Origin of the sequence: Winogradskyella eximia (assembly GCF_003386165.1) — a bacterium.
Classification (GTDB): Bacteria; Bacteroidota; Bacteroidia; order Flavobacteriales; family Flavobacteriaceae; genus Winogradskyella; species Winogradskyella eximia.
The window spans coordinates 23,418-47,721 of the sequence record NZ_QRDV01000001.1 but is presented as its reverse complement, the minus strand read 5'-3'; the positions used below and the strand labels follow the sequence as shown (position 1 = coordinate 47,721).

Sequence of the window (24,304 nt, the reverse complement as noted above, 5' to 3'; positions counted from 1 at the left end):
TAGAGCTAAATCTAAGGTTTTTTTGTTGAATCTTAAAAGTTTAGGTGCAAAATCAATAGTATTCACATAAAACTAGATTAAAGTTTTATTTAAACATATTATACTTTAGCAAGAATAAACGGTTTAAAACTTTAAATCTAACATATTTGTTAACTCCGTAATATAGGTATATTAAGTACATCGGAGTGAGTGCGGCTATGAGTTTATTCTTTTTGTAGAGCAAAGGTTTTAGTTTTACTAAGTATCTAAAATTCTTTTCTGGTGTCATTAAGAAGCTTATCCCATATTTTATTGGGTTTTCAATTTTTGGAGCTTTATAGGTGATTCCCACTTGATTATTACCAACATTTTGGTAAAACCCATGACTTAAGGTGTCTAAAAATTTTAGTTTTTTGGTATTTTGAAATAATCCAACTTTAAGTGCCATTTTAGTCATGGCATTTTGCATATTTTCTTCAGAGTAACATAACGTTTCTAAACGTTTTAAAAGCCCTTTGTGCAAAGTAAACATTTCTTCTTGGTGTGCTTTTATATGATTATCATATAACCATTTTTCTTCTGGTTTGTGATACTCTAATGTATAATCTTTAGCGTCTAAACTATAACCTAATGCACTTCCGTGGTCTGCAGCAGAAAATTGCTCATAGAGTTGCATGTTAGCCATTATAATACTGTCATTATAATCTGTATAAGGTAATAATGAAAAATTAAGTCCGTAGCGCTGCGTTTTTGGTTGAATATCATAGATTTCTCCTAATCCAAGATAATAACCCGTAACAGGAATTTTATAATTAAAAAACTTGTAAATAGACTCTTGCATTGTTCCTCCCCAACCAATATCTACAAGCGAAATCCCATTAGTTTCTATATCAGAATTAAAAGAATTAATGTAAGTTTTAAAGGCCTCATGATTTGCATGTCTATGAGCATCATAATGGGCTTTAAATTTAGTATTCTCTTTTAAATTTTTAAAAATTGTAGAGGTGAAAAAACCTTCAACAACGGTATTACCATCAACTTTAAGTTCAGAAATTATTTGTTTTTTTAAATCTTCAGGACAGTTAACTGCCAATAAAAAATCATCTACAGAAAGGTTACTATATTTTTTTTGTAAATAACCAAAATTTTCAACGTCAAGATCTTTTAGTGCAATTTGAAGTGAGGCTTGTCTAGATATTTTTAAATAATGTGTTTTTATTTTTTTACTCTCATCTATTACAGCAAAATCTTGATACGAATCAAATAGCTTTTTAAGATATTGTCCTTCGCGCGATAAAAAGAATAAATCCTTTAACTTCTTTCTTTTTGCCGTTTCATACATGCGCTCAATAAATGTATGATAAAACACAATGTATTCTGTATACGGAATGGAGGATCTTTTATTACAGGTTTTATAAACATCGTTGATGATGTTATTTAAGCGTTTTTTATCGTTTCCGAAGTTATTACGTTTGTTTTTCTTTAGATACTTTTTGTGTGGTAATTGATAGGCGTTAAGTCCGCTTTTTATAGCATTGGTATAATCGCTTCTTAGATTGTCTCCAATCATTATTACATCTTTAGCCTCAATTGATAATTCTGAAAGAATTGGAGCGTAGATTGTACCTGCATGTTTGCTTTTTTCTAATTCTGCGGAACTATAAACTTCATCAAATACATCTGATATGCCATGATGCACAAGTAATTTTTCAAAAAGGGTTTTAGAACCATAAAAATCGGAAACTAAGTATACTTTTACTCCCTTAGATTTAAAATACTTCAAGGTATCTAATACATCTTGGTTTAAATACTGAACACTCGATTCTGCTCTTACATCAGCGTCCTCAAAAAGAGAAATAAATGCTTCTTTTTCATCAATTGAGATAATATCAGCATTTATAAGGCGTTTACAAATTTCTTGTTTTAGAGCTTCATACGGAATTTCAACATCTTCTTTGCCTAGTTTTCCTATTAGGTATTTAACAGAGGCTTGTCTAATAAAATAAAGTTCATCGATAGATATAGGTAATCCTAGTTCTCTAATCATAAGTTTAGCCCAAATACGTTGTGTGTAATTTGGGTGCACTCTTCTGTGAACAATAGTATCGTAATAGTCAGTAAAAAGAAATTTTATTCCCTTTTCCTCTATTTCTTTGTGGAGTTGGTTAAGTGACAACTAATGTGATTTAATTAATAGCTAGTTAATATTATCCTTTTATTTTTTCTTCAATTTTGGTTGGTAGCACTTCATATCCCATGTTATAAAGTGTGAAACCAAAGATATCAGCATATTGATCTATGGTTTTACTTACAGGCGTACCTGCACCATGACCAGCATCTGTTTCTATTCTTATTAATGTTGGATTATTACCCTCTTGTTTACTTTGTAATTCAGCTGCAAATTTAAAACTATGTGCTGGTACAACTCTATCATCATGATCACCTGTGGTAACCATTGTAGCAGGATATTCTACACCTTTTTTTACATTATGAACAGGTGAGTAACCCTTAAGGTAGTAAAACATTTCTTTGCTATCTTCTGCTGTGCCATAATCGTAAGCCCAACCAGCACCAGCTGTAAATGTATGATAACGTAACATATCTAAAACACCAACCGCAGGTAAGGCTACTTTCATTAAATCTGGACGCTGCGTCATAGTTGCACCAACTAATAAACCACCATTAGAACCACCTCTTATAGCCAAATAGTCTGAAGAAGTATAGTGTTCTGAAATAAGATATTCTGCTGCAGCAATAAAGTCGTCAAAAACATTTTGTTTTTGAAGTTTTGTACCAGCATCATGCCAAGCTTTTCCGTATTCGCCACCTCCTCGTAAGTTAGGTACTGCATAAACACCTCCTTGTTCCATCCAAACAGCATTTGCAATGCTAAAACTTGGTGTTAAGCTAATATTGAATCCTCCATAGCCATAAAGAATCGTTGGATTTTTACCGTTAAGCTTTAGTCCTTTTTTGTAAGTAATAATCATAGGTACTTTAGTACCATCTTTAGATGTGTAAAACACCTGTTTACTTTCGTAAGCCTCAGGATTGAAATCGATACTCGGTTTTTTGTATAATTCTGAAGTACCTTTATCTATATCATATTTATAAATACTTCCTGGCGTTACATAATTAGTAAATGAATAGTATAATTCTTTATCTTCTTTTTTTGCACCAAAGCCACTAGCACTTCCTACTCCTGGTAATTCTACTTCTCTAATTAGTTTACCATCATAGTCATACTGCAATACTTTTGATACTGCGTCTACCATATAATGAGCAAAAAAGGAACTACCTGCTGTAGATGGACTTAGTACATTTTTAGTTTCAGGAATAAAATCCACCCAGTTTTCTGGTGTTGGGTTAGAAGCATCAACTGTAATGATTTTTTTATTTGGTGCGTCTAAATTGGTTGCTATATAAAGTTTAGAACCAACATTCTCAATAATATTTGAATCAGAATCTGTATGATTTAAAACGGTAATAAGTTGGCTGTTAGGTTGTGATAAGTCTTTAATGAAAAGCTTGTTTCCAGAAGTAGAGATACTTGCAGATATAACTAGATATCTATCATCTTCTGTAACTCCTCCTCCAATATACCTATGTTTTTGTTCTGGAGTTCCACCAAAAATTAATAGATCTTCAGATTGTTTTGTTCCTAACTTGTGATAATAAAGTTTATGCTGATCTGTTTTTGCAGACAATTCGCTACCTTTTGGTTTGTCGTAGCTAGAGTAGTAGAAGCCTTCGTTTTTGTACCAAGACATGCCACTGAATTTTACATCTACTAAAGTGTCTTCAACAATTTCTTTAGTTTCTGTGTTCATTACTAAGATTTTTCTCCAATCACTTCCTCCTTCAGAGATAGCATAAGCTAGTGTTTTACCATCTTTTGAAAAACTAGCACCTCCTAATGAAATAGTACCATCTTCTTTAAATGTATTTGGATCTAAGAATACTTCGGCAGTATTTGGGTCTTCACTTGTTTTATATCTGTAAATGACATATTGGTTTTGTAAACCGTCATTTTTATAAAAATAAGTATAATCGCCTTCTTTAAATGGTGATCCTATTTTTTCGTAGTTCCATAGTTTTGTAAGGCGCTCTTTTAATTCTTTGCGATATGGGATATTATCTAAATAACCAAAAGTAGCTTCGTTTTGAGATTTAACCCAAGATTCAGTTTCCTTGCTCCGATCATCTTCCAACCAACGGTAAGGATCTTCTACGGCTTCACCAAAAATTGTATCCGTAACCACAATTTTATTGGTTTTAGGGTAATCTACAGTAATTGTTTTCAAAGTTTCAGTTTCGTTTTTACAAGAAACAAAAGTACTGAGTATTAAAGCAATGAGAAGTAATTTTTTCATAATTAGTTGTTTTCGAAATAAAATAACATTTACCTCAAATATAAGACTTTCGTTTTCTGACATTTGTCAAAAAATCAAAAACTTAAAAGTAAAACGGAAGGGCAATATAGAGACAATAACAACTAACCAAATAATTAATTAGTTAAAATACACAAATTAATCGCCATTTAGAAATTCTACAACTAATCTAATGAGCTTTATACTAAAGCATTACCAACAAGAAATTCTGCTATTTGAACCGTATTAGTAGCAGCACCTTTTCTAAGATTATCACTTACAACCCACATGTTTAAAGTATTAGGTTGAGACCCATCTCGTCTGATGCGGCCAACAAAAACATCATCCTTACCATGAGCATACATTGGCATAGGGTAAGAGTTTGTCTCTAAATTATCTTGAATGGTAATACCATCTGTATTATTAAGAAGTTGTCTTACTTCGGTAAGATCAAATTCATTTTCAAATTCTACATTTATAGCTTCACTATGTCCACCTGCTGTTGGAATTCTTACAGCAGTAGCAGTGACAGCAATGGTACGGTCGCTTAATATTTTTTGAGTTTCGTTAACCAATTTCATTTCTTCTTTGGTGTAACCGTTGTCTTCAAAAACATCACAATGCGGAATGGCATTTTTATGAATAGGATAAGGGTAAGCCATCTCTCCTTTTTTACCTAAAATTTCATTCTCCATCTGTTCAACAGCTTTTACTCCTGTACCAGATACGGATTGATAGGTAGAAACGACAATACGTTTAATTTTATATTTATTATGAAGTGGAGCTAATGCCATTACCATTTGTATAGTAGAACAGTTTGGGTTGGCAATTATCTTGTCTGATTTTGTTAATTGATTGGCATTAATTTCTGGAACTATCAATTTTTTAGAACTGTCCATTCTCCAAGCGGATGAGTTGTCTATAACTGTTGTACCGACTTCTGCAAATTTTGGTGCCCATTCTAAAGATGTAGAGCCTCCAGCAGAGAAAAGTGCAATATCTGGTCTTGCTTCTATGGCTGTTGGAATACTAATAACTGAAATATCTTCTCCTTTAAACTTTATTTTTTTACCTACAGAACGTTCTGAGGCCACTAATAATAATTCGTCTAAAGGAAAATTACGCTCTTCTAATACTTTAAGCATTACGTTACCTACTAAACCTGTTGCTCCTACAATTGCTACTTTCATGCGTTCTTTATATTTAATGGTTTCAAAATTATAGCTTTTCTTTAATTAAATTGGGCAATTGGTTCTTAAAAATATGATAAAAATAGGGGCTTTTAATTATGGGTTTTACAATTTTTAGTAACGAAGAGCATCTAAACTTTTCTCACAAGAACTTAAAAAGGTTTTGTAAAAAGAAAAACCCAGACTTTTCAGTCTGGGTTCAGTTAAAAAATAATAGTGTAGCGATGAGGCTAAACGTGTTTTATTTTTTTAATGCGTCTCTGATTTCCATTAATAAATCAACTTCAGAAGGTCCTGCAGGAGCTGCTGGTTCAGCTGGTTTTTTAGTTTTGTTGTAAGCTTTTACAATCAAAAACATTACAAAACCAACAACAAGTAAGCTAATAATAGTGTCAATCCATGCACCATATTCTACGGCAGCAACACCTGCTTCTTTTGCAGCAGCAACAGTTGCATAAACCTCATCTCCTGGAGTCCAAAACTTATCCGAGAAACTCACGCCTCCACTTACAAGGCCAATTAGAGGCATTGCAATTTTAGAAACGAAACCGTTTATTACTGCTCCAAGAGCACCAGCCATAATTACAGCAACAGCGAAATCAATCACGTTACCTGTCATAATAAAATTCTTAAATTCTTTTAACATAATTTAAATGTTTTTAATAGTTAGTTATTAAGTTAGTATGACACTAAGGTAATTAAAAAAGTCACATTTTGTTAAAAAATAGTTTTTTTAGGGTATAAAAACACGTTTTACACGCTGGGAAATAGAGGTCATAATTTCGTAAGAAATCGTATTTGCAGCTTCTGCTAATGTGTTGGCTTTGTATTTGTTATCGAAAATGATAACCTCATCGCCTTCTTTACAATCTATATTGGTTATGTTTACCATTATCATATCCATGCAAACATTGCCTATTATTGGTGCTTTTTCACTATTAATAGTAACAAAGCCTTTTTCTTGACCATAAATTCGGCTAATACCATCAGCATGACCAATTGGTATGGTCGCTGTTTTTTCTATGCCTTTAGCAGTGTAAGCTCTGTTGTAACCTACAGTTTCATCCTTTTCTATTGTATGTATTTGAGAAATCACAGATTTTAAACTTGCAATAGGTTTTAGTTTGTTGTCCTCTTCTATAGAATTACCAAAACCATAAAGTCCTATACCAGAACGTACCATATCAAAATGTGCTTCGGGATAATTGATAATACCAGAAGTATTGCACATATGTAACCAAGGTTTGATGCCTGATTTTTCCTCAAACGTTGCTGCAATGGTTTTAAATTTTTCGATTTGATTATTAGAAAACTCTAACTCATTGGTGTCCTCACTAGCTACTAAATGAGAAAAAAGAGATTTTACTTTTATAGACGATGTGTTATCTAATTTTGAAACAATAGAATCAATATCATTTACCTTAAATCCTAATCTATTTAATCCTGTATTGAATTTTATATGAACAGGATAATCTTTTTGAGATTGTGCTTTAGTGATTTTTATAAACTCATCTAAAACATGAGTGCTATAAATACTTGGTTCTAAGCAACGATCAATAAGTGTTTTAAAGCTGATAGATTGTGGATGAAGAACTAAAATAGGAGCTGTGATGCCTGCATCCCTTAAAGCAACACCTTCATTTACGTAAGCCACAGCAAAATAATCTACATTTAACTTTTGGAGGTGTTTTGCAATTTCTACAGCATCACTGCCATAAGCAAAAGCTTTAACTACAGCTAAAAATTTGGTCTGTGGTTGTAATTTTGATTTTAAATAATTGAAATTATGTGTAAGCGCACTTAAATCAATTTCGAGGACTGTTTCCTTAGCTTTAGGCATCCCGTTTTTGGTCTTTAAAATCCATTTCTTCAGCTTCGTTCACTTTGATCTGTCTTAGCTTATCTCTTTGCATGCTTTTAAAATAAGCAGCTCTGCTCAAAGGTTCATACTCATCAACCTCACCGAGTAAAACCAATTCATCACTTAATGCTTTTCTATGGCTATATTGTGCTAAATTCCCTGTTTTTGTACAAACGGCATGGACTTTAGTTACGTATTCTGCTGTTGCCATAAGATTTGGCATTGGGCCAAACGGATTACCTTTAAAATCCATATCTAAACCAGCCACAATAACACGAATGCCCTTATTTGCCAAATCGTTACAAACGCGAACTATTTCGTCATCAAAAAATTGTGCTTCGTCAATACCAACTACATCGCAACCATCTGCTAAAATTGGAATATTAGCAGCAGCAGGCACAGGTGTAGAACGTATTTCATTAGCATCATGAGAAACAACCATTTCTTCATCATAACGCACATCAACAGATGGCTTAAAAATTTCCACCTTTTGTTTTGCGAACTGAGCACGTTTTAGTCTTCGTATTAATTCTTCGGTCTTACCGGAGAACATCGATCCACAGATGACTTCAATCCACCCAAATTGTTCTTTCTGATTTACTGTATTTTCGAGAAACATTTTGTAATTTTAGCACTAAATCGAAGCTAGTCTCCGATTTTATAAAGGTCACGCAAATTTATTAAAAATCAAAAGTAAAATTCAGGAAAAGATGAAAAAGAAATTAGAATCAGAATTAGTTAGTATTGCGCATAGGATTCTAAAACTGACAGGCAGAGAAGATGTGGATCAATTGCACGAAGAAGTTTCTAAACTTTACGAAAAGCTCACCGTTTTAAAATTTGCTCAAGAAAATTTTGAAGATAAGATGCCAACCATTGGTCATGATTCTTCTTTTTTTGGAATGCTAGATACTGCATTTAATAATAAAGTGAGTGATAATGTTGAAGTCGAAGATAGAACTTATATAAATTTAGATGAGGTTGAAGATGATGGTATTATGGAACCTGTGATGGCAAAAATCAAGGATATGTTTGAGCATATGCCAAAAGAAGAAGAGCCTATAGATCCTATTTTAGAACAAATTAAGTCACAAGAAATAGAAACTCCTGATTCTATTGAATTTGAAACCATTACATCTGGTTTTGAAGATATTCCTGAGTTTGAACCTATTGAGGATGCTAAAAAACGTGAAGCTGAATTAGAAAAGAAATCGCTTAATGATAAACTAAAAGGACAACGTTTAAATATTGGTCTTAACGATAAATTGGCTTTTATTAAGCATTTATTTGAAGGCCAAAACGAAGATTACGACCGTGTGATTTCTCAAATTAATACGACACATTCTTTAGATGACGCAAGAAAATTAATTTTAGAGATGGTAAAACCAGACTATAATAATTGGGTTGGCAAAGAAGAATACGAAGCACGTTTTATTGAGCTTGTTGAGGGCAGGTATAATTAGTAATTTAAATAAATATAACCTACAAAACCATCTTCAAAGCCATTGATTTCTAACACATAAAAATAAGTGCCTACAGGTAATAGTTTAGAATTCTTTAAAAGTCCCATATTAGCAGTGCCGTTCCATGTATTCACATAATTTTTGGCTTCGTAAATTTGTGTACCGTAACGATTGTATATTTTAAATGTATTTTCAGGATAATCTTCAATACATGGAATTATAAATACATCGTTTTTTCCGTCGTCATTAGGAGAAAGCCCTTGTGGTATTGAAAGGCAATTAGAAATTTCTATGCTTGCTTCATCTTCATTATTGTTGAGATTTCTATCGGGTTCATTTACGCTATTCAATAGTGCAATGTTTTTTAAATTGTTTGTAGAAATGACCTTTGCAGTTAAAACTAATGTTTCAGAATTGTTAGGGTCTATACTCGGAATATTCCAAATAAATGTACTGTTATCAAAAACACCTAAACTTGTGCTTGCAGCTACAAATTCATAACCCTGTGGCAATGCATCAATAACTTCTATAAGAGTAGCGGTAGTTGTACCCAAATTAGTTGCTGTAATGGTAAAATCAACATTTTGACCATAAAAAGCTTCTGAAGGCTCAACCATTTTAATGATTTCAATATCTACATCAGAATTATCAATAATAACATTAAGAGTTGCATTAGTTTGAGAGGTGTCAATGTTATTGCTATTACTAAAATTTTGAAAATTGTTAAGATAATTACCAGCAGTATCCGAAGTTACCATCACTGAGAATGTGCAACTATTTACTCCACTAGGAAATACTAAATTTTCAATTCCAACAAAAGTATCATCGCTGGTACCAATAAAAGTAGCTGTACAACCATTGGATTCAATCCACATTGGAGCGTTTAATAACGTGACTCCGTTTGGTAAATTATCAGTAAATGAAATGTTATTTTGATTAGGATTAGAAGCCACATTAAAAACCGTAAAGGTTAATTCGCTTTGGCCTCCTTCCAAAATGGTGTTTGGAGTAAATGATTTTTCTAAAACAGGAGCAATGACTTGAACGCTATTAATAGATATATTAGATTCTGGTGTTAATTCTTGGTTGTTTGTGGCATCAGGAATTGCTTCAGCAATATTATTAAAAGCACCTCCAAAACTTGGTGCAGTGACTGGAATACTAATTCTAACGGTAGAGCCAGCTTCCATAGAAGGAATTGTTGCCGTTATAAAGTTTCCTGTAACAATAATGTTTGTGATACATGCGGCATTTCCGGAGGTTACAGTACATGTTGGATTTCCAATAATATTAAAAACAGGGTTAAGTGTGTTTTCAAAAACAACATCTATAGCATCAGAACTTGTTGTACTATTACTAATATCAACAATCCAATTAAAAGTTTGATTGACATCTACTTGTGTAAATTCGGGATAGGTTTGTACTATTAAATCCAAACAAGGAGCAAAATAAGTATTTACAGAATCTGTACGAGTACCAAGAATACTACCACCTGTATCTATAAAATCGACGCTAACAACATTAGTTCCAATCATTGGGTCAGGAGAACATGCAGGCATCCAATCTACAGTAACATTAAAAGTTATAGAGCTATTAGCTGGTAATTCCCAATTTTCTTCGGATGTAATTTGCCAAAAGATATCTGGCTCACCATTTTCGGAGATGCCGTCTAGTGTTGTTCCTATATTTGCATTTGTAATATTAAAACAAGATGCTGTGCCTGTTGTAGAGACACATTCTACGTTTATTAGTGTAGCTAACATAGCATTAACACCCGATGCAGGCATATAATCTTGTAATTCAATAATAGTGTCTTCGTCATTTGCATTTGTTAAAGTGATCTCATAACTCACTAAACCCCATGCAGCTGTATTTTGTTGAGAACTTCCATTTGGCAATTCTGGGCTTATTTGATTTTTAGTCACTTCTAAATTAATTGGGTCTTCACCATCACAAGGTTCTACAGTAGGAAAAAGTAGTGTATTAGAATAATAATTATTTTCAGGATTAGAATCTAATAATTGACTATCTAGAATATTAGTTGCGCTGCGCACAATGGCAACAATTTCATTGATACTGTTATTACATTCAGGTTCTGTATAACTCAAAACCGTTTCAATAGTGATAGTAGTATTTGGCTGAAGAATAAAATCATTACTCACCCAAATTTGGTTACCTATTGTTAAGGTGAAATCACTACAAGTAACAGGTCCAGTTGTAGCTAAACACGTAAGAGAACTGATACTCCAATCTATAGGAGATAAATTCTGAAAAAAGAAACGCATAGGTGTTGCAGCAGGTCCATTATTACAAACGGTTGTTATAAATGTAATGTCTTGTCCGTAATCTAAGCTCGTTGAAACATCTGGATTGGTTTGTTCCGTTTCAATACAGAGATCTGTTTCAGGGCAGACTTCTGCTAGTAGCAAATTTGTGGTGACGCTATTTGAAACCACAGATATTGTATTTGCACTGTTTATCAATATACTAATATAGCTATCCACAGCAATAGGCAATGGTTCTGGAGAACAAGAGAAATTGGTATACTTGTAAACCATTTCAAATGTAATACTTCCACCAGCTGTTATTTCTGTTTCTATATCGTAATTAAATAATGAACTAATAGTTTCTATTGTCGCATTATTTCCGGTAAAACCAGTTAAATCAGGACAAGAGGTTCCGTTGGTTGCACCTAAACATTCTAGCGATATAAATTCTGCAAAAGGTTGTCCATTATTATAGGTTGAACTTAAACTAAGGTTACCTAAAATATTTGCAAAAGGAAAATCAATGGAACTATTATTGGTTATGGTAAATTGATAAGTTACAGAATCTCCCCAAGCACTAATTGCTGTGCCTTCAGTAGGATTTATTTGTGTATGAGTTACCGAAAAATCAATAATAATATCTAATACATCAATAGATATTATGGCTTGGTTGTTACTTGTATTTATATCTTGGGTGTCTGTTGGTGGAGAAATAGTGCCGTTTGCAGTAATACCTCCCAAATTGGTTGGTGCAGTTACCAAAACTAATAACTGTACACTAGAGTTATTAGGCATTGTGGCAAGTGAGGCTGTTAAAACATTTCCAGTAATATCAATATTAGAAAAATCTGAAGCGCCTGCATTATTGTTTTGAGAATTATAAGATATGATCGTTAGATCAGTGTCAAAATTTACCGAAATAGTTGCATTATTAACCGTGTTTCCTGAATTTAAAACAGTAACCAAATATTGAAAATCTTCATATATGTCAATTTGAGATATTGCAGTGCCACTCAGGTTCTGTGCTTCAATAGCTATAGATAAATCTGTGGTTTGACTGTGTGCTTGTAAACAGAAAAGGAACAAAAACAATAAGCGGAATTGTTTTACAATCATAAATTCATAGTTTTATTAATGCAATAAGAAATTGAATAATCTAATAGTATAACAGTTAAATACACAAAATCCCTATCTTATGTTAAAGATGCTAAATATCGTAAATGGTTGCGTTAAGATATAGAAAGATTGTAAATTTGATATTAAGTTAAGCTATATATGAAGTTATACCTAGTACCAACTCCAATAGGAAATTTAAAAGATATCACTTTTAGAGCTATAGAAGTTTTAAAAGATGTTGATTTAATACTTGCTGAAGATACCAGAACTTCTGGTAAGCTTTTAAAGCATTTTGAAATCTCTACGCATATGCAAAGTCACCACATGCATAATGAGCATAAAACGGTAAATCATTTAGTTGAAAAACTAAAATCTGGAGTAACAATAGCTGTCATAAGTGATGCAGGAACACCTGCGATTTCAGATCCTGGATTTTTATTAGTGAGAGCTTGTGTAGAAAATGGTATTGAAGTAGATTGTTTACCAGGAGCAACAGCATTTGTGCCTGCATTAGTAAATAGCGGTTTACCTAATGATAAGTTTGTGTTCGAAGGTTTTTTGCCTGTAAAAAAAGGTCGTCAAACTCGACTTTTATTATTAGCGGAAGAAACTAGAACTATCATTTTTTACGAAAGTCCACATAAGTTGGTAAAAACCTTAGGTCATTTTTGTGAGTATTTTGGAGACGATAGGTTGGTATCTGTTTCGAGAGAGTTAACGAAACTTTACGAAGAAACCATAAGAGGAACAGCAAAAGAGGTCTTAGAGCATTATACCAATAAACCTCCTAAAGGTGAAATTGTTATTGTGGTGGGAGGTAAGCAAAAATAAAAGTATGAGTTTAGAGAATTTTTTAACCAAATTGAAGGCACAGCAAAAGGACATTGAATTCTCTGAAAGCATGAGCGTCATTGAAGAAAATTATAATTTTACTCCAACAAGTTTTACAAACGGCATTTTAAAAAATGAAAAGGGAGAAAATTCTGGATCATGCAAATTATTTGCCTTTGCAATACAGCAGAATCTTTCAAAAGAAGAAGCATTAGCGTGTTTTGGAAGCTATTATTTCAAGGAAGTTTTAATTGACGCAGCAGGAAATGGACATCAAAACATTAGAAACTTCATGAAAACGGGATTTGAAGGTTTAGAGTTTTCAGAATTTCCTTTAACAAAGAAGTAACTTATTGAAATTTTAGAAGAATTTAATTTAAATATATTCTTTGGAAAACTTACTACATAATATCAGCCAATGTACCATCTGTAAAGCATGCCTTCCGTTAGGTCCAAGACCAGTTGTAACAGCACACATAAAATCTAAAATTATAATTATTGGTCAAGCACCAGGAACAAAAGTCCACGACTCTGGCATTCCTTGGGACGACCAAAGCGGAAAGAAACTAAGGCAATGGCTTAATGTTACAGAAGAACAATTCTACAACACCGAAAATTTTGCCATTATGCCAATGGGTTTTTGTTATCCAGGAAAAGCAAAAACAGGCGATTTACCTCCTAGGCCAGAATGTGCTCCACAATGGCATGAACAATTATTAGATAAAATGCCCAATGTAGAATTGATTATTTTAATAGGTGCTTACGCTCAAAAGTATTATTTAAAAGAAAGCGCCAAACGAACGTTGACAGAAACCGTTGGAGATTATAAAGAATACTTACCTAAATATTTCCCAATTCCGCATCCTTCGCCTACCAATCGGTTTTGGAGAAGTAAAAATCCTTGGTTTGAGGAATTGGTTGTGCCTGAACTAGAGAAACAAGTAAAGAACATACTCAAGGAATAGATGGCGCTAAAACTTAATTAAAATATGCAGCGTATTTCATACCTTCTTCAGGATTAGTCGTAACATTCACGCGTTTTACTTCCTTTCCGTTGTCATCTAATTCTATAATATACATCGTATCATTTTCTTCTTCTCTTTGTAAATAAATTTTAGTACTTCCATCTTCATTATAAAATTTTATAGTTTCATAGCTGTCATAATTAGAGGATATCATTTCAGAATAAATTTTCCCTTTAACAATTCTTTGGGTTATAGTTCTTCCGTCTTTAATAAAACGTTGAGAGACAATATTTCCTAATACATCAAAATGTTGTGTTTCTATAGATTTACCATCTTCAATTTTGGATTCCGATAACACTTTTCCACTATTAAAATACGTGTATTTACTCCCTATTAATATGTCATTATCGTAAGTGCTTTTACTATTTAAAACACCATTAGGATAATACATTAGTTCATCACCATGTCTTTTCCCTTTAGAATATTTGGTATGAGAAAACATTTCCCCATTGGGATGAAACACAATATAATCGCCATTTAATAACCCGCCATCAAATTCAAATTCCTCCCATTTAGACATTTTATTTCCGACAACATAGTAGCCATCCATAAATTTCTTAGTCTTATTAAGCCTATAATAATCTAGTCCATTATAATTATTAATAGTATAAGCATGCCTTTCTATAATGGTAAAAGAATCATCATTTTCATCCTTTTCAGAAGATTTACACCCAAATAATAACAAAACATTTACTAAGATTAGAAATGTGAATTTAATTAGCTTCATAAAAAGATTTTATTATAACTAATATCGAGACCCATCATGCTTCCCAACTTCATAACCATGTTTTCCTAAATACTTATTGCCACTTTCCACAGCTCCTTCTTCAATAGAAGTTCCCATAGAATCATTCCAACGGTTTAAGTATCCAAAAAGAGAAATTACACCTAACATTTCTACAATTTCACCTTCGTCCCAATGTTTATATAAACGCTCTTTTATTTCCGCATCAACAGCATTTGGCACCATAGAAGCAGCTAAGCTAAAATCTAAAGCAGCACGTTCCGCTTCAGAAAAAGCAGCATGTGTTCTGTATTCCCAAATATTATCTAATTGTTCTTGTTCTGCTCCATAGCGTTCTGCAGCTCTAATAGCATGTGCTTGGCAATAGCGACAACCAGTAGAATTACTACTCACCCAAGCAATCATACGTTTTAAGGCTGAGGTTACTCTGCCTTCATTGGCCATTACGGCTTTATTTAAATTAATGAACGCTTTGCTTATTGCTGGTCTGCGTTGCATGGTTAAAACTGAATTAGGACAAAACCCAAGAGTTTCATTAAAAAATTCAGCTAATTCTTTAGTTTCTAAATCATGGTCCGCAGACAATGGTGTTACTAGTGCCATAGTTATTTTTTTAGTAGTATTTTTGATTGTACAAGATACTAGTTCTAATTTTTAAACTAAAAAAAATGGCAGATAAAATAACAACACATTGGAAAGGAAACATGGTGTTTGAATCCGATAATCCAAGATGGCCATCAATTATGATGGATGCTTCAGAAGATTTTGGAGGTACCAACTCAGGAATGGCTCCTAAGGCTATGATGTTATCATCTTTAGCAGGTTGCTCAGGCTTAGATGTGATTTCTACTTTAGATAAAATGAAAGTTGAAATTGATGATTTTAAAATTGAAGTTTCAGGTGAATTAACTGATGAGCATCCTAAATATTATCATACGGTTGTTGTGGATTATCATTTTTATGGTTCAGATTTAAATAAGAAAAAGTGTGAACGTGCCGTTAATCTATCGGTTGAAAAATATTGTGGAGTTATGGAAATGTTTCGTCGTTTTGCTACTGTTGAAACAAATATTCATTATCATATAGCAACCAAAATATAGTACCAAGTCTCCTCGAGCGCAGTCGAGAGGTTAATAAATTTTATTTATAATTCAGGTCTCTACTGCGATCGACCTGACAGTGAACATAAAGTTTGTTCTATATTAATTATGCGTTGGACACTCAAACCAAAACCAGACCCTTTAAAAGTTGAAGAACTAAAAAAAGCACTTCAAGTAGACGATATCGTTGCTACATTATTATTGCAAAGAGGTATCGATACTTACGACGCTGCTAAAACATTTTTCAGACCTAGTTTTAAAGAACTTCACGATCCATACCTCATGAAAGATATGGATAAAGCCGTTGCTAGAATCGAAAAAGCAATTGAAGAAGGTGAAAATATTATGGTTTATGGTGATTATGACGTGGATGGTACAACGTCTGTAGCTTTAATGTCTTCGTATTTAAAAACAAGAACAGATGCTGTTGCCACATATATTCCAGATCGTTATGATGAAGGTTATGGTGTATCTTATAAAGGTATTGACTTTGCAGACGATAATGACATTTCATTAATAATTGCCTTAGATTGTGGTGTGAAAGCCATTGACAAAGTCGCATATGCTAAAGACAAAGGTGTCGATTTTATAATCTGCGACCACCATAGACCAGGAGCTGAAATTCCAGATGCGGTAGCTGTTTTAGATCCTAAACGCGATGATTGCGAGTATCCTTTTAAAGAATTATGTGGCTGTGGAGTTGGGTTTAAACTAATTACCGCTTTGGCTTCAAATCAAGGGCAAACGGTAGAAGATTTAACTGAATATCTCGATTTGGTTGCTACTGCCATTGGTGCAGATATCGTCCCAATTGTAGATGAAAATAGAGCTTTGGCTTATATGGGTTTAAACATTATAAATACCAACCCAAGACCTGGAATGAAAGCGATTATCGCTGAGGTTAAAAAGGACATTCTTACTATTACAGATGTGGTTTTTATTATCGCACCTCGAATTAATGCAGCCGGACGAATGAAACACGGCAACCACGCTGTAACACTTTTAACCGAAACCGATTTTAATCTCGCTGCAAAATATGCCGTAGATATTGATGAGTTTAACACAGATCGTCGTGAAACCGATAAACGTATTACAGAAGAAGCCTTAATTCAAATTGAAGAGAATAACGAGCAAGAAGGATTTACCACAGTTGTTTATGATGAAACTTGGCATAAAGGGGTGATTGGTATTGTGGCATCACGTTTAATTGAAACTTATTATAGACCAACCTTAGTGTTCACAAAAAGTGGAGATAAATTAGCGGCTTCGGCACGTTCCGTTTCAGGTTTTGATGTGTATAATGCATTGGAAGCTTGTTCAGAACATATTGAACAATTTGGAGGTCATAAATACGCAGCAGGTTTAACTTTAGATCCAAAAAATTACGAAGCCTTTAAAGCTAAGTTTGAAAGTGTTGTTAAAGCAACCATTGATCCTAAACTTCTAACACGAGAACTTAAAATAGATTTAGATATTGAATTAGGAGAAATCAATGATAAATTAATGCGAATCTTAAAACAGTTTGCACCATTTGGCCCTGGGAATATGTCGCCAACTTTTATGTCGCAAAATCTGAAAGACACTGGTTACGGAAAATGTGTTGGTGAAGACGATAAACATTTACGCATTACAGCGACGCAATCATTCAGTGATAAAATCGTTTGCATTGGTTTTGGCTTAGGCGATAAAATTGACATTATTAAAAGCAAAAGACCATTTAGTGCTGCCTACGCTATTGACGAAAATCATTGGAATGGCAATGTGAGTTTACAATTGAAATTGAAGGATATAAAAGAATGATAAATCTTGTAAGGTGTACAAAACCTTGTAGGTATAAAATATAATCTATCCCTTTTCGTTGATAAAACATGAAACAACCAATTCTATTGCTCCTCCTTTTTTGTGGCATTATATCAACAAGTCAAAACTTAGTACACAACCCAAGTTTTGAAGATTTCTACGATTGTCCTAGGGATATGAGCTTATTTCATAGAAATGTAAAAAATTGGACCAATCCAAATAATGGAACAACGGATTATTTTAATTCATGTAGTGATAAAATGGGTTTTCAAAACTTCAATGGTTATCAAAAAGCAAGAACAGGGAATGCTTATGCTGGAATTTACATCTATTTCAAAAAGAATTATAGAGAATATGTTCAAGGCAGTTTAAAGTCTACCTTAAAACGAGGAAATAAATATCAAGTGAAATTTCATATCAGTTTAGCCGAGAATTCAAGATATGCGCTTAAAGAGTTAGGAATTATGATGACATCTAAAAAAGCTAATTTTAAATCCAATACTAATATTAATGCAAAACTCATCGCTAAACATCATCCAAGCTTAGCTTTTCGTCCAACGTTTAGTAAAGAGTTTTATGACAATGATAAAGAATGGATAGAGGTCTCCTTTACTTATACGGCGGAAGGATTTGAAAATTATTTTGCTATTGGTAATTTTAATACAAATTCTAACACTAAAAAAAGTAAAGCTAGACAAACTAAATATGAATCGTTTTCCTATTACTACATAGACGATGTCTCAATAGAACCTTTAGAAAAAGAAGACATAAAAGAGATTGAAGAGAATATTGAGGAACCAATCATCAAAGTCAACGAAGTTTACACCTTCAAAAATGTGCTATTCGAATTTGATAAAGCAGAATTGTTAGATGTTTCAAAAGAAGAGCTAAATCAATTGTATAATCATCTTAGTAAAAACTCTAATTTAAGTATAGAAATTTACGGTCATACAGATAATGTTGGCTTAGATAAAAGGAATAAAGAATTATCAAAGCAACGTGCAAAATCTGTTGCAGATTATTTAATTTCGCAAGGTCTTAATGTGTCTAAGATAAAGTCTTTTGGATTTGGAAGCTCTCAACCCATTTCAGATAATGAAACTGAAGAAGGAAGGCAACTAAACAGACGCGTTGAGTTTAAATTAATTGAATAATACAGTGGCTAAAAACGATCCCTACGCAGCACTTAGAATTAAAGAATTCAACATCTTTTTATTAGTGCGTTTTGCATTGGTTTTTGGTTGGTCTATGCAGTTTGTAGTTATTGAGTGGCAAGTGTATTCAATGACTGATGATAAATTAAGCCTTGCCATAATTGGTTTGTGTGAGTTTTTACCTGCTTTTTTTCTTGCTCCCTTTGCAGGACATATTGTTGACAAAAAGGAAAAACGAAACCTTTTCACACTGTGTATTGCGCTATTTTCTTTAATAAGTTTTGGTTTATTTTGGCTTACTTCAGACCAAATAGAATCTACATGGGAAATGAATTTTGTGTTATACAGCATCTATGGATTGGTGTTTTTTGGTGGTGTTTTAAGAGCGTTTTTTGGTCCAACTATCTTTTCTCTCATAGCTTTACTTGTACCAAAGAAAATATATCCAAATGCAGCTACTTGGAGCAGTAGTACTTGGAAAGGTGCAAATGTTTTTGGAGCATTATGTGGTGGGTTTTTAATTGCCTGGATTGATGTTCATTTTACACTTGGTATCATATTCTTTTTAGTAATGATATCACTAATATTAGTCTTTGGCATAAGCAAAAAACCTATTTTAAATAAAGGAAATAGCGAAACCGTAAAGGAAAGCCTTAAATCTGGACTGAATTTTGTATTTAATGATAAAGTTGTTTTAGGAGCATTAACCTTAGATATGATAGCTGTGTTGTTTGGTGGAGCTGTTGCTATTTTTACTGTTTTTGCTAAAGATATTTTAGATGCTGGTCCAAGAGGTTTAGGTATTTTAAATGCAGCACTTTCTTCAGGTAGTATTATAACTATGTTAGCCACAACCTATATTCCTATTACAAAAAATACAGGAAAGAAATTACTCATTTCCATCTTTGGTTTTGGGATTTGTATGATAATTTTTGGAGCATCAAAATTAATGTGGCTTAGTGTTTTAACCTTATTCTTTGCAGGTGTTTTTGATGGGATTTCTATGGTTGTGCGTCAAACAATATTACAATTAAAAACACCAGATCATATGAGAGGACGCGTAGGTGCAGTAAACTCAATGTTTGTAGGGTCATCAAATGAGTTAGGTGCTGTTGAAAGTGGAATAGCAGCCAAAATTTTTGGAGCTCCGTTAGCGGTTGTACTTGGTGGTACTATTACACTTATAGTTGTTGTTGTTATCGGTGTTAAGAATCAGCCATTAAGGGATCTTGATTTACAAGAAGATATTAAAGCGCACGAAAAAGAAGTTGTTTAATATGTCTTCAATTCAAAAGTTTCACCATCAAAAACACCATAAGTATAATACTGAATCCAGTCGCCTAAGTTGATATACTTAGATTTTTCATTTAAGTCAATTTCTAAAGGCAAGTGTCTATGACCAAATACAAAATAATCTCGGTGTTTATCTTCGAGTTTACGTTTGCAATATACCGCTAACCATTCATTCTCTTCTCCTAAAAACTTTGCATCATCATCGCCTGAAATCATTTTGTTTTTTACAGACATATATTGCCCAATTTTAACTCCAATATCAGGATGCATCCATTTGAATAACCATTGAAAAAATGGACTCGTAAACACTTTTTTCATGCGTTTATAGCCTTTATCTCCTGGTCCTAAACCATCACCATGACCAATAAAGACAGAGGTGTCATTAAACGTGAATTCTTCAGGCTTATGATAAACAGGAATACCTAATTCTTCTTCAAAATAGCCATTCATCCATAAATCGTGGTTACCCACAAAATAATGAATCGGAATTCCGGAATCAGCAATTTCAGCTAGTTTGCCAAGGGTTCTAGTAAATCCTTTAGGAACAACGGTTTTATATTCGAACCAAAAATCGAAGAGATCTCCCATTAAAAAAATAGCAGCAGCATCATGTTTGATGTCATCTAACCAAGCGACGAATTTTTTTTCACGAGGTCGAGACGCTTCATTTGTTGGTGCTCCTAAATGATTATCTGATGCGAAATAAATCTTCTTTCCGTCCGCAATATGTATGTGATTAGTTTTAGTCATTATCACTAGCGTACCATTCAGCAAAAGAAGATGTTGTTTCTGAAAGCCTTAAAGAATGTAATTTTATAGTTTCTGGTAAACGCTGTTTTATTTTTTCAGCAAAATCAATCACCATCATTTCACTTGTTGGCTGATAATCTACGAGTAACACATTATGATCTCTAGCTTCTAATTCTCTAGCTAATTCTACGTGTGGTGTATTTTTATTAAAAACCGTAGCATGGTCAAAAACATCTACAATTTCTTCTTTTACAATCTTCTTTAAATCGCCAAAATCAATCACCATTCCAAATTTTACATGGTTGGAATCGGCTATTGGTGTCCCAATTACGGTAACAAAAAGGTGGTAACTATGACCGTGGACATTTTTACACTTTCCGTCGTAACCGTATAAGGCGTGACCTGTTTCAAAAGAAAATTGTTTTGTAATGCGAATTTTACTCATGCGATTTTAAATTATAGTGCAAAGATATTATAAATGTAAAAGGAATGGCTTTTTAGATTACATTTGCGCACTTTTTTTAAATTTTTAAAAAATAATGAAAGGATTAAATTTCTTTAAAAGTCACGGTGAGTAGCCTTTTCGAAGCTATTCCGTTTGTTGAAAATTCGCTTTATGAGCGTGTTATTTTAGACATTTCATCGCAAAAATATAGTATTGTTGATGATTTTTTTTCAGAAGATGAGGTTATTGCATTAAGACATTCTTTGCTTTTAAAGTATGAAGAAGATGCGTTTAAAAAATCGGCTATTGGTAATAAGGCGAATGCGCTAGTAAAAAAAGCGGTACGTGGTGATATTATTCTTTGGATAGATGAAAATGTTATCAATTCTGCCGAGCAATTATTCTTCAACAAAATCAATGACTTAAAAGATTACCTCAATCGCACGTGTTTCCTTGGTATTAATCAGAAGGAATTCCATTATGCCATTTATCCTAAGGACACCTATTACAAACGACATTTAGATACATTTCAGAATGATGATAGACGTAAATTATCTTTTGTTTGTTATTTAAATAGTGAAGATTGGAAACCCGAAAATGGTGGTGAGCTCGTGCTATATTTAGATGGTGAAGACAAAACGATTTACCCATTTCCTGGCAAAGTTGTTATTTTTGAAAGCCAAGAATTAGAGCATGAAGTAAAACCAGTAAATACACAAAGATTGAGTATTACAGGTTGGTTAAAAACGCGGTAAACCTATATTAACGTCTTTTATATTTATTGTAGAAAAATATAATTATAAGTACTAACCCTAGTATAAGGAACAAGCCATTTCCGCCTAAAAAGCCAAGTATATCCATATTAATTGTCTTTATATCTGTTTTTATTATATCTATAGATTATAAAAGCTATAATAACTAAAACTACAAAAGGTAAAAGTGTACCAATAAAAATGCCAATACCATAGTCGCCGTCTGGTGCATTTTTAAGTTTTTCGTCTATTTTAACGTCTTGTAATACTGTTATTAATAAGCTCATTATAGAAGTAAATTGTATTGGTCAAATTTAAGTGTTTTGCGCTAGAGGAATAAATGTTTTTCTAAATTTTATAATTAATGGCAAACCACGTGCTATCATCCAAAGCGTGAATGCAATAAAAATACCATAAAGCTTATAATCTAGGTTATCTACCCAAAATATTACAGGAACAAAAATTACCAATGTAGAAAATAACAAAACGTTTCTAAGATATTTCATCTTACCTAGTCCTTTAAAAACACCATCAAAAATAAAGGCTAGAGCACATAAGGGTTGCATGGCCAAAACAATCCAAAACACCTTATAGAATTCCTTCAGTACGTTTTCATCATTGCTAAAAAGATTTCCTAGAGGGTAGTAGAATACAGCACCAATTACACCAATAAAAAGCCCAACAAAAATGCCATATTTAATCAATTTATTACTGAGTTCTAATAGACTTTTGTAATCTTTGGCGCCAAATAATTTTCCTGATAAGATGTTCCCGGCGCTTGCATATCCATCAATAAGAAAAGCTCCTAAAAACCATAAATTAATAGCAATAGTGTAAGCTGCGATGTAGCTTTCACCATATTTTGTGGCAAAGCTCGTTCCAAAATACAAAGCAATATTTAAAGCGATGGTTCTAATGAATAAATTAAGAATCATTAACGCGAAACGTTTCATTTCAGGATTAAAAGGCAATTTTGCGATTAAAGGAATATCTGTTTTTTTTAGTAAATAATATGCTGAAAGTAAAGCCATAATTAATTGCGCAATAACACTAGCATAAGCAGCACCTTTAATGTGCATGGCAGGAATATAACCTTCAATACCATAGACAAAAACAAAGTCTAGAATAATATTAGCCAATGCCCCAGAAATAGCAATTAACATTGGGAAATAGGTGTTTTGAAGTCCTCTAAAGGTCCCAAAAACAGCTATTGTAAACAATGTAAATGGAAATCCAAAAACCCGAATTTGATAATAGTCTACACTATAATTTAGAATGTCTCCTGAGGCATTATAAAGTTTAAAAATATGCGAAGCCAGTGGATACGTAACAGCTATAATTATAAGGCTAAGTGTTGTAATTACAAAAATAGCTTGTGCTGGTAAATTTTTCACTGCTTCTACATTTCCGGCACCTAAGTATTGTGAAATAATGGAAGAAATAGCACTTCTTGTTTGTCCCAAAACCCAAATTAACATGGATAAAAATGTAGTAACAATACCAACAGCAGCTAAAGATGTTGTGGCATTCTGTTCCATATTACCAATAATTGCAGCATCAGTTAAAGACAAAATAGGTTCAGATACTCCTGAAATTAAAGCAGGAATCGCCAATTTGTTAATTTGTTTTAAAGTTATAGCTGTGCTCACAATACCAATTCGTAACAGTAAAAAGGAAATTCACTTTGCTTTGGAAAGTAAATATTGCCTAATCGTTTATAACCGCGAAGTTCGTAAAATTTTTGGTTTCTTTTGTTCTGTGAAAAGGTATCTAATCGAATAGAGCTATAGTAGTTATCAATAGCAAATTGTTCAGCAAAAGTTATGAGTTGTTTAGCGTAACCTAATCCTTGCTGTTTTGGATGAACTGCTAACCGATGAATATAGAGGTTGTTTTTATTATGAGTTAACCATTTAATAGGCTCATATTCACAATCCATAAGTGTTGTAATTACTATACAGCCAATTATATTAGATTTCAATTCTATAACATAAAGTTCATTACGTATAATATCATTTTTAAAAGCAGATTTGTTTGGGTAATGCTCGTTCCATTGATAAATACCATTAGAAATCATGTGTTTAGCACAGGCTTTGGTAATTTCTAAAATAGGTTCAATATCTTTTTCTTCTGCTTTACGAATCATTTATAATGTGTACTTTT

The 24,304-nt window shown here is 32.9% G+C and carries 23 protein-coding genes; 9 read left to right on the top strand and 14 right to left on the bottom strand.

The annotated features are described in order from the left end of the window. Positions 1-85 precede the first annotated feature (85 nt). The 6 genes from DFQ10_RS00220 to DFQ10_RS00195 form a co-directional block, all read right to left on the bottom strand. A complete protein-coding gene (locus DFQ10_RS00220; RefSeq protein WP_147299153.1) occupies positions 86-2,155 on the bottom strand; it encodes an HAD family hydrolase in 2,070 nt (689 codons plus the stop codon). Between the two features lie 31 nt (positions 2,156-2,186). Then, positions 2,187-4,352, bottom strand: a complete 2,166-nt coding sequence (locus DFQ10_RS00215) for a prolyl oligopeptidase family serine peptidase (protein ID WP_115816393.1) — start codon at positions 4,350-4,352, stop codon at positions 2,187-2,189. A gap of 197 nt (positions 4,353-4,549) precedes the next feature. Further along, on the bottom strand, positions 4,550-5,539 hold the full coding sequence (locus DFQ10_RS00210; RefSeq protein WP_115815426.1) for an aspartate-semialdehyde dehydrogenase: 990 nt from the start codon (positions 5,537-5,539) through the stop codon (positions 4,550-4,552). Positions 5,540-5,780: 241 nt separating this feature from the next. Beyond that, positions 5,781-6,185: a large conductance mechanosensitive channel protein MscL gene (gene mscL, locus DFQ10_RS00205; protein WP_115815425.1), complete on the bottom strand. Its 405-nt coding sequence runs from the start codon at positions 6,183-6,185 to the stop codon at positions 5,781-5,783. Between the two features lie 87 nt (positions 6,186-6,272). Then, positions 6,273-7,379 (bottom strand): alanine racemase, encoded by a 1,107-nt coding sequence (gene alr, locus DFQ10_RS00200; RefSeq protein ID WP_115815424.1) that lies wholly within the window; start codon positions 7,377-7,379, stop codon positions 6,273-6,275. Beyond that, positions 7,372-8,019, bottom strand: coding sequence for a thymidine kinase (locus DFQ10_RS00195; protein WP_115815423.1), 648 nt, complete (start codon positions 8,017-8,019; stop codon positions 7,372-7,374). The genes alr and DFQ10_RS00195 overlap by 8 nt, the downstream gene beginning before the upstream one ends. Before the next feature lie 91 nt (positions 8,020-8,110). Between DFQ10_RS00195 and DFQ10_RS00190 the strand changes: the two genes are divergently transcribed. Then, positions 8,111-8,863, top strand: a complete 753-nt coding sequence (locus tag DFQ10_RS00190) for a hypothetical protein (protein ID WP_115815422.1) — start codon at positions 8,111-8,113, stop codon at positions 8,861-8,863. Here DFQ10_RS00190 and DFQ10_RS00185 read toward each other — a convergent pair. After that, positions 8,860-12,246, bottom strand: a complete 3,387-nt coding sequence (locus DFQ10_RS00185; protein ID WP_115815421.1) for a DUF7933 domain-containing protein — start codon at positions 12,244-12,246, stop codon at positions 8,860-8,862. The genes DFQ10_RS00190 and DFQ10_RS00185 overlap by 4 nt on opposite strands. Positions 12,247-12,405: 159 nt before the next feature. Here DFQ10_RS00185 and rsmI point away from each other — a divergent pair, with 159 nt between their 5' ends. From rsmI to DFQ10_RS00170, 3 genes are read left to right on the top strand one after another with little or no spacing between them, the layout of a single operon-like run. Next, entirely contained in the window at positions 12,406-13,077 is a 672-nt protein-coding gene (gene rsmI, locus DFQ10_RS00180) for a 16S rRNA (cytidine(1402)-2'-O)-methyltransferase (protein ID WP_115815420.1), read from the top strand. A gap of 4 nt (positions 13,078-13,081) precedes the next feature. Continuing rightward, the gene (locus DFQ10_RS00175) at positions 13,082-13,426 is read left to right on the top strand and encodes a HopJ type III effector protein (RefSeq protein ID WP_115815419.1); all 345 of its coding nucleotides are present in this window, start codon (positions 13,082-13,084) and stop codon (positions 13,424-13,426) included. Between the two features lie 40 nt (positions 13,427-13,466). Beyond that, complete coding sequence (locus DFQ10_RS00170; RefSeq protein ID WP_115815418.1) at positions 13,467-14,042, top strand: uracil-DNA glycosylase family protein; 576 nt, start codon at positions 13,467-13,469, stop codon at positions 14,040-14,042. 13 nt (positions 14,043-14,055) lie between these two features. Here the strand turns inward: DFQ10_RS00170 and DFQ10_RS00165 are convergent, their stop codons facing one another. Both DFQ10_RS00165 and DFQ10_RS00160 read right to left on the bottom strand, forming a co-directional pair. Then, entirely contained in the window at positions 14,056-14,829 is a 774-nt protein-coding gene (locus tag DFQ10_RS00165; protein WP_115815417.1) for a toxin-antitoxin system YwqK family antitoxin, read from the bottom strand. Positions 14,830-14,847: 18 nt separating this feature from the next. After that, positions 14,848-15,450 (bottom strand): carboxymuconolactone decarboxylase family protein, encoded by a 603-nt coding sequence (locus tag DFQ10_RS00160; RefSeq protein WP_115815416.1) that lies wholly within the window; start codon positions 15,448-15,450, stop codon positions 14,848-14,850. Positions 15,451-15,515: 65 nt separating this feature from the next. Between DFQ10_RS00160 and DFQ10_RS00155 the strand changes: the two genes are divergently transcribed. The 4 genes from DFQ10_RS00155 (at position 15,516) to DFQ10_RS00140 (ending at position 20,177) form a co-directional block, all read left to right on the top strand. Then, positions 15,516-15,947, top strand: a complete 432-nt coding sequence (locus DFQ10_RS00155; RefSeq protein WP_115815415.1) for an OsmC family protein — start codon at positions 15,516-15,518, stop codon at positions 15,945-15,947. Between the two features lie 108 nt (positions 15,948-16,055). Further along, complete coding sequence (recJ, locus tag DFQ10_RS00150) at positions 16,056-17,747, top strand: single-stranded-DNA-specific exonuclease RecJ (RefSeq protein WP_115815414.1); 1,692 nt, start codon at positions 16,056-16,058, stop codon at positions 17,745-17,747. Positions 17,748-17,815: 68 nt separating this feature from the next. Continuing rightward, a complete protein-coding gene (locus tag DFQ10_RS00145) occupies positions 17,816-18,901 on the top strand; it encodes an OmpA family protein (protein WP_115815413.1) in 1,086 nt (361 codons plus the stop codon). Positions 18,902-18,905: 4 nt separating this feature from the next. After that, positions 18,906-20,177, top strand: a complete 1,272-nt coding sequence (locus tag DFQ10_RS00140; protein ID WP_115816392.1) for an MFS transporter — start codon at positions 18,906-18,908, stop codon at positions 20,175-20,177. Here the strand turns inward: DFQ10_RS00140 and DFQ10_RS00135 are convergent. Both DFQ10_RS00135 and DFQ10_RS00130 read right to left on the bottom strand, forming a co-directional pair. Then, the gene (locus DFQ10_RS00135; protein WP_115816391.1) at positions 20,174-20,926 is read right to left on the bottom strand and encodes a UDP-2,3-diacylglucosamine diphosphatase; all 753 of its coding nucleotides are present in this window, start codon (positions 20,924-20,926) and stop codon (positions 20,174-20,176) included. The two genes, DFQ10_RS00140 and DFQ10_RS00135, sit on opposite strands and share 4 nt — an antisense overlap. 10 nt (positions 20,927-20,936) lie before the next feature. Further along, positions 20,937-21,389 carry a 6-pyruvoyl trahydropterin synthase family protein gene (locus DFQ10_RS00130; protein ID WP_115815412.1) on the bottom strand — a complete coding sequence of 151 codons (453 nt, stop codon included), beginning with the start codon at positions 21,387-21,389 and terminating at the stop codon, positions 20,937-20,939. Positions 21,390-21,514: 125 nt separating this feature from the next. Between DFQ10_RS00130 and DFQ10_RS00125 the strand changes: the two genes are divergently transcribed. After that, positions 21,515-22,144, top strand: a complete 630-nt coding sequence (locus DFQ10_RS00125) for a 2OG-Fe(II) oxygenase (RefSeq protein ID WP_115815411.1) — start codon at positions 21,515-21,517, stop codon at positions 22,142-22,144. Between the two features lie 107 nt (positions 22,145-22,251). Here DFQ10_RS00125 and DFQ10_RS18465 read toward each other — a convergent pair whose 3' ends face one another. The 3 genes from DFQ10_RS18465 to DFQ10_RS00115 are packed head-to-tail and all read right to left on the bottom strand — an operon-like array spanning position 22,252 to position 24,287. Then, positions 22,252-22,428, bottom strand: coding sequence for a hypothetical protein (locus DFQ10_RS18465; RefSeq protein ID WP_181897545.1), 177 nt, complete (start codon positions 22,426-22,428; stop codon positions 22,252-22,254). Positions 22,429-22,455: 27 nt separating this feature from the next. Then, a complete protein-coding gene (locus tag DFQ10_RS00120; RefSeq protein WP_115815410.1) occupies positions 22,456-23,790 on the bottom strand; it encodes an MATE family efflux transporter in 1,335 nt (444 codons plus the stop codon). Continuing rightward, the gene (locus tag DFQ10_RS00115; protein ID WP_115815409.1) at positions 23,787-24,287 is read right to left on the bottom strand and encodes a GNAT family N-acetyltransferase; all 501 of its coding nucleotides are present in this window, start codon (positions 24,285-24,287) and stop codon (positions 23,787-23,789) included. The genes DFQ10_RS00120 and DFQ10_RS00115 overlap by 4 nt, the downstream gene beginning before the upstream one ends. Positions 24,288-24,304: the final 17 nt, after the last annotated feature.

Bases quoted from the DNA above. Each gene is read 5' to 3' on its own strand.
- DFQ10_RS00185 (WP_115815421.1), bottom strand. From the start codon at position 12,246: ATGATTGTAAAACAATTCCGCTTATTGTTTTTGTTCCTTTTCTGTTTA.
- DFQ10_RS00190 (WP_115815422.1), top strand. From the start codon at position 8,111: ATGAAAAAGAAATTAGAATCAGAATTAGTTAGTATTGCGCATAGGATT.
- alr (WP_115815424.1), bottom strand. From the start codon at position 7,379: ATGCCTAAAGCTAAGGAAACAGTCCTCGAAATTGATTTAAGTGCGCTT.
- DFQ10_RS00145 (WP_115815413.1), top strand. From the start codon at position 17,816: ATGAAACAACCAATTCTATTGCTCCTCCTTTTTTGTGGCATTATATCA.
- rsmI (WP_115815420.1), top strand. From the start codon at position 12,406: ATGAAGTTATACCTAGTACCAACTCCAATAGGAAATTTAAAAGATATC.
- recJ (WP_115815414.1), top strand. From the start codon at position 16,056: ATGCGTTGGACACTCAAACCAAAACCAGACCCTTTAAAAGTTGAAGAA.
- DFQ10_RS00165 (WP_115815417.1), bottom strand. From the start codon at position 14,829: ATGAAGCTAATTAAATTCACATTTCTAATCTTAGTAAATGTTTTGTTA.
- DFQ10_RS00160 (WP_115815416.1), bottom strand. From the start codon at position 15,450: ATGGCACTAGTAACACCATTGTCTGCGGACCATGATTTAGAAACTAAA.
- DFQ10_RS00130 (WP_115815412.1), bottom strand. From the start codon at position 21,389: ATGAGTAAAATTCGCATTACAAAACAATTTTCTTTTGAAACAGGTCAC.
- DFQ10_RS00115 (WP_115815409.1), bottom strand. From the start codon at position 24,287: ATGATTCGTAAAGCAGAAGAAAAAGATATTGAACCTATTTTAGAAATT.
- DFQ10_RS18465 (WP_181897545.1), bottom strand. From the start codon at position 22,428: ATGAGCTTATTAATAACAGTATTACAAGACGTTAAAATAGACGAAAAA.
- mscL (WP_115815425.1), bottom strand. From the start codon at position 6,185: ATGTTAAAAGAATTTAAGAATTTTATTATGACAGGTAACGTGATTGAT.
- DFQ10_RS00195 (WP_115815423.1), bottom strand. From the start codon at position 8,019: ATGTTTCTCGAAAATACAGTAAATCAGAAAGAACAATTTGGGTGGATT.
- DFQ10_RS00175 (WP_115815419.1), top strand. From the start codon at position 13,082: ATGAGTTTAGAGAATTTTTTAACCAAATTGAAGGCACAGCAAAAGGAC.
- DFQ10_RS00155 (WP_115815415.1), top strand. From the start codon at position 15,516: ATGGCAGATAAAATAACAACACATTGGAAAGGAAACATGGTGTTTGAA.
- DFQ10_RS00215 (WP_115816393.1), bottom strand. From the start codon at position 4,352: ATGAAAAAATTACTTCTCATTGCTTTAATACTCAGTACTTTTGTTTCT.
- DFQ10_RS00210 (WP_115815426.1), bottom strand. From the start codon at position 5,539: ATGAAAGTAGCAATTGTAGGAGCAACAGGTTTAGTAGGTAACGTAATG.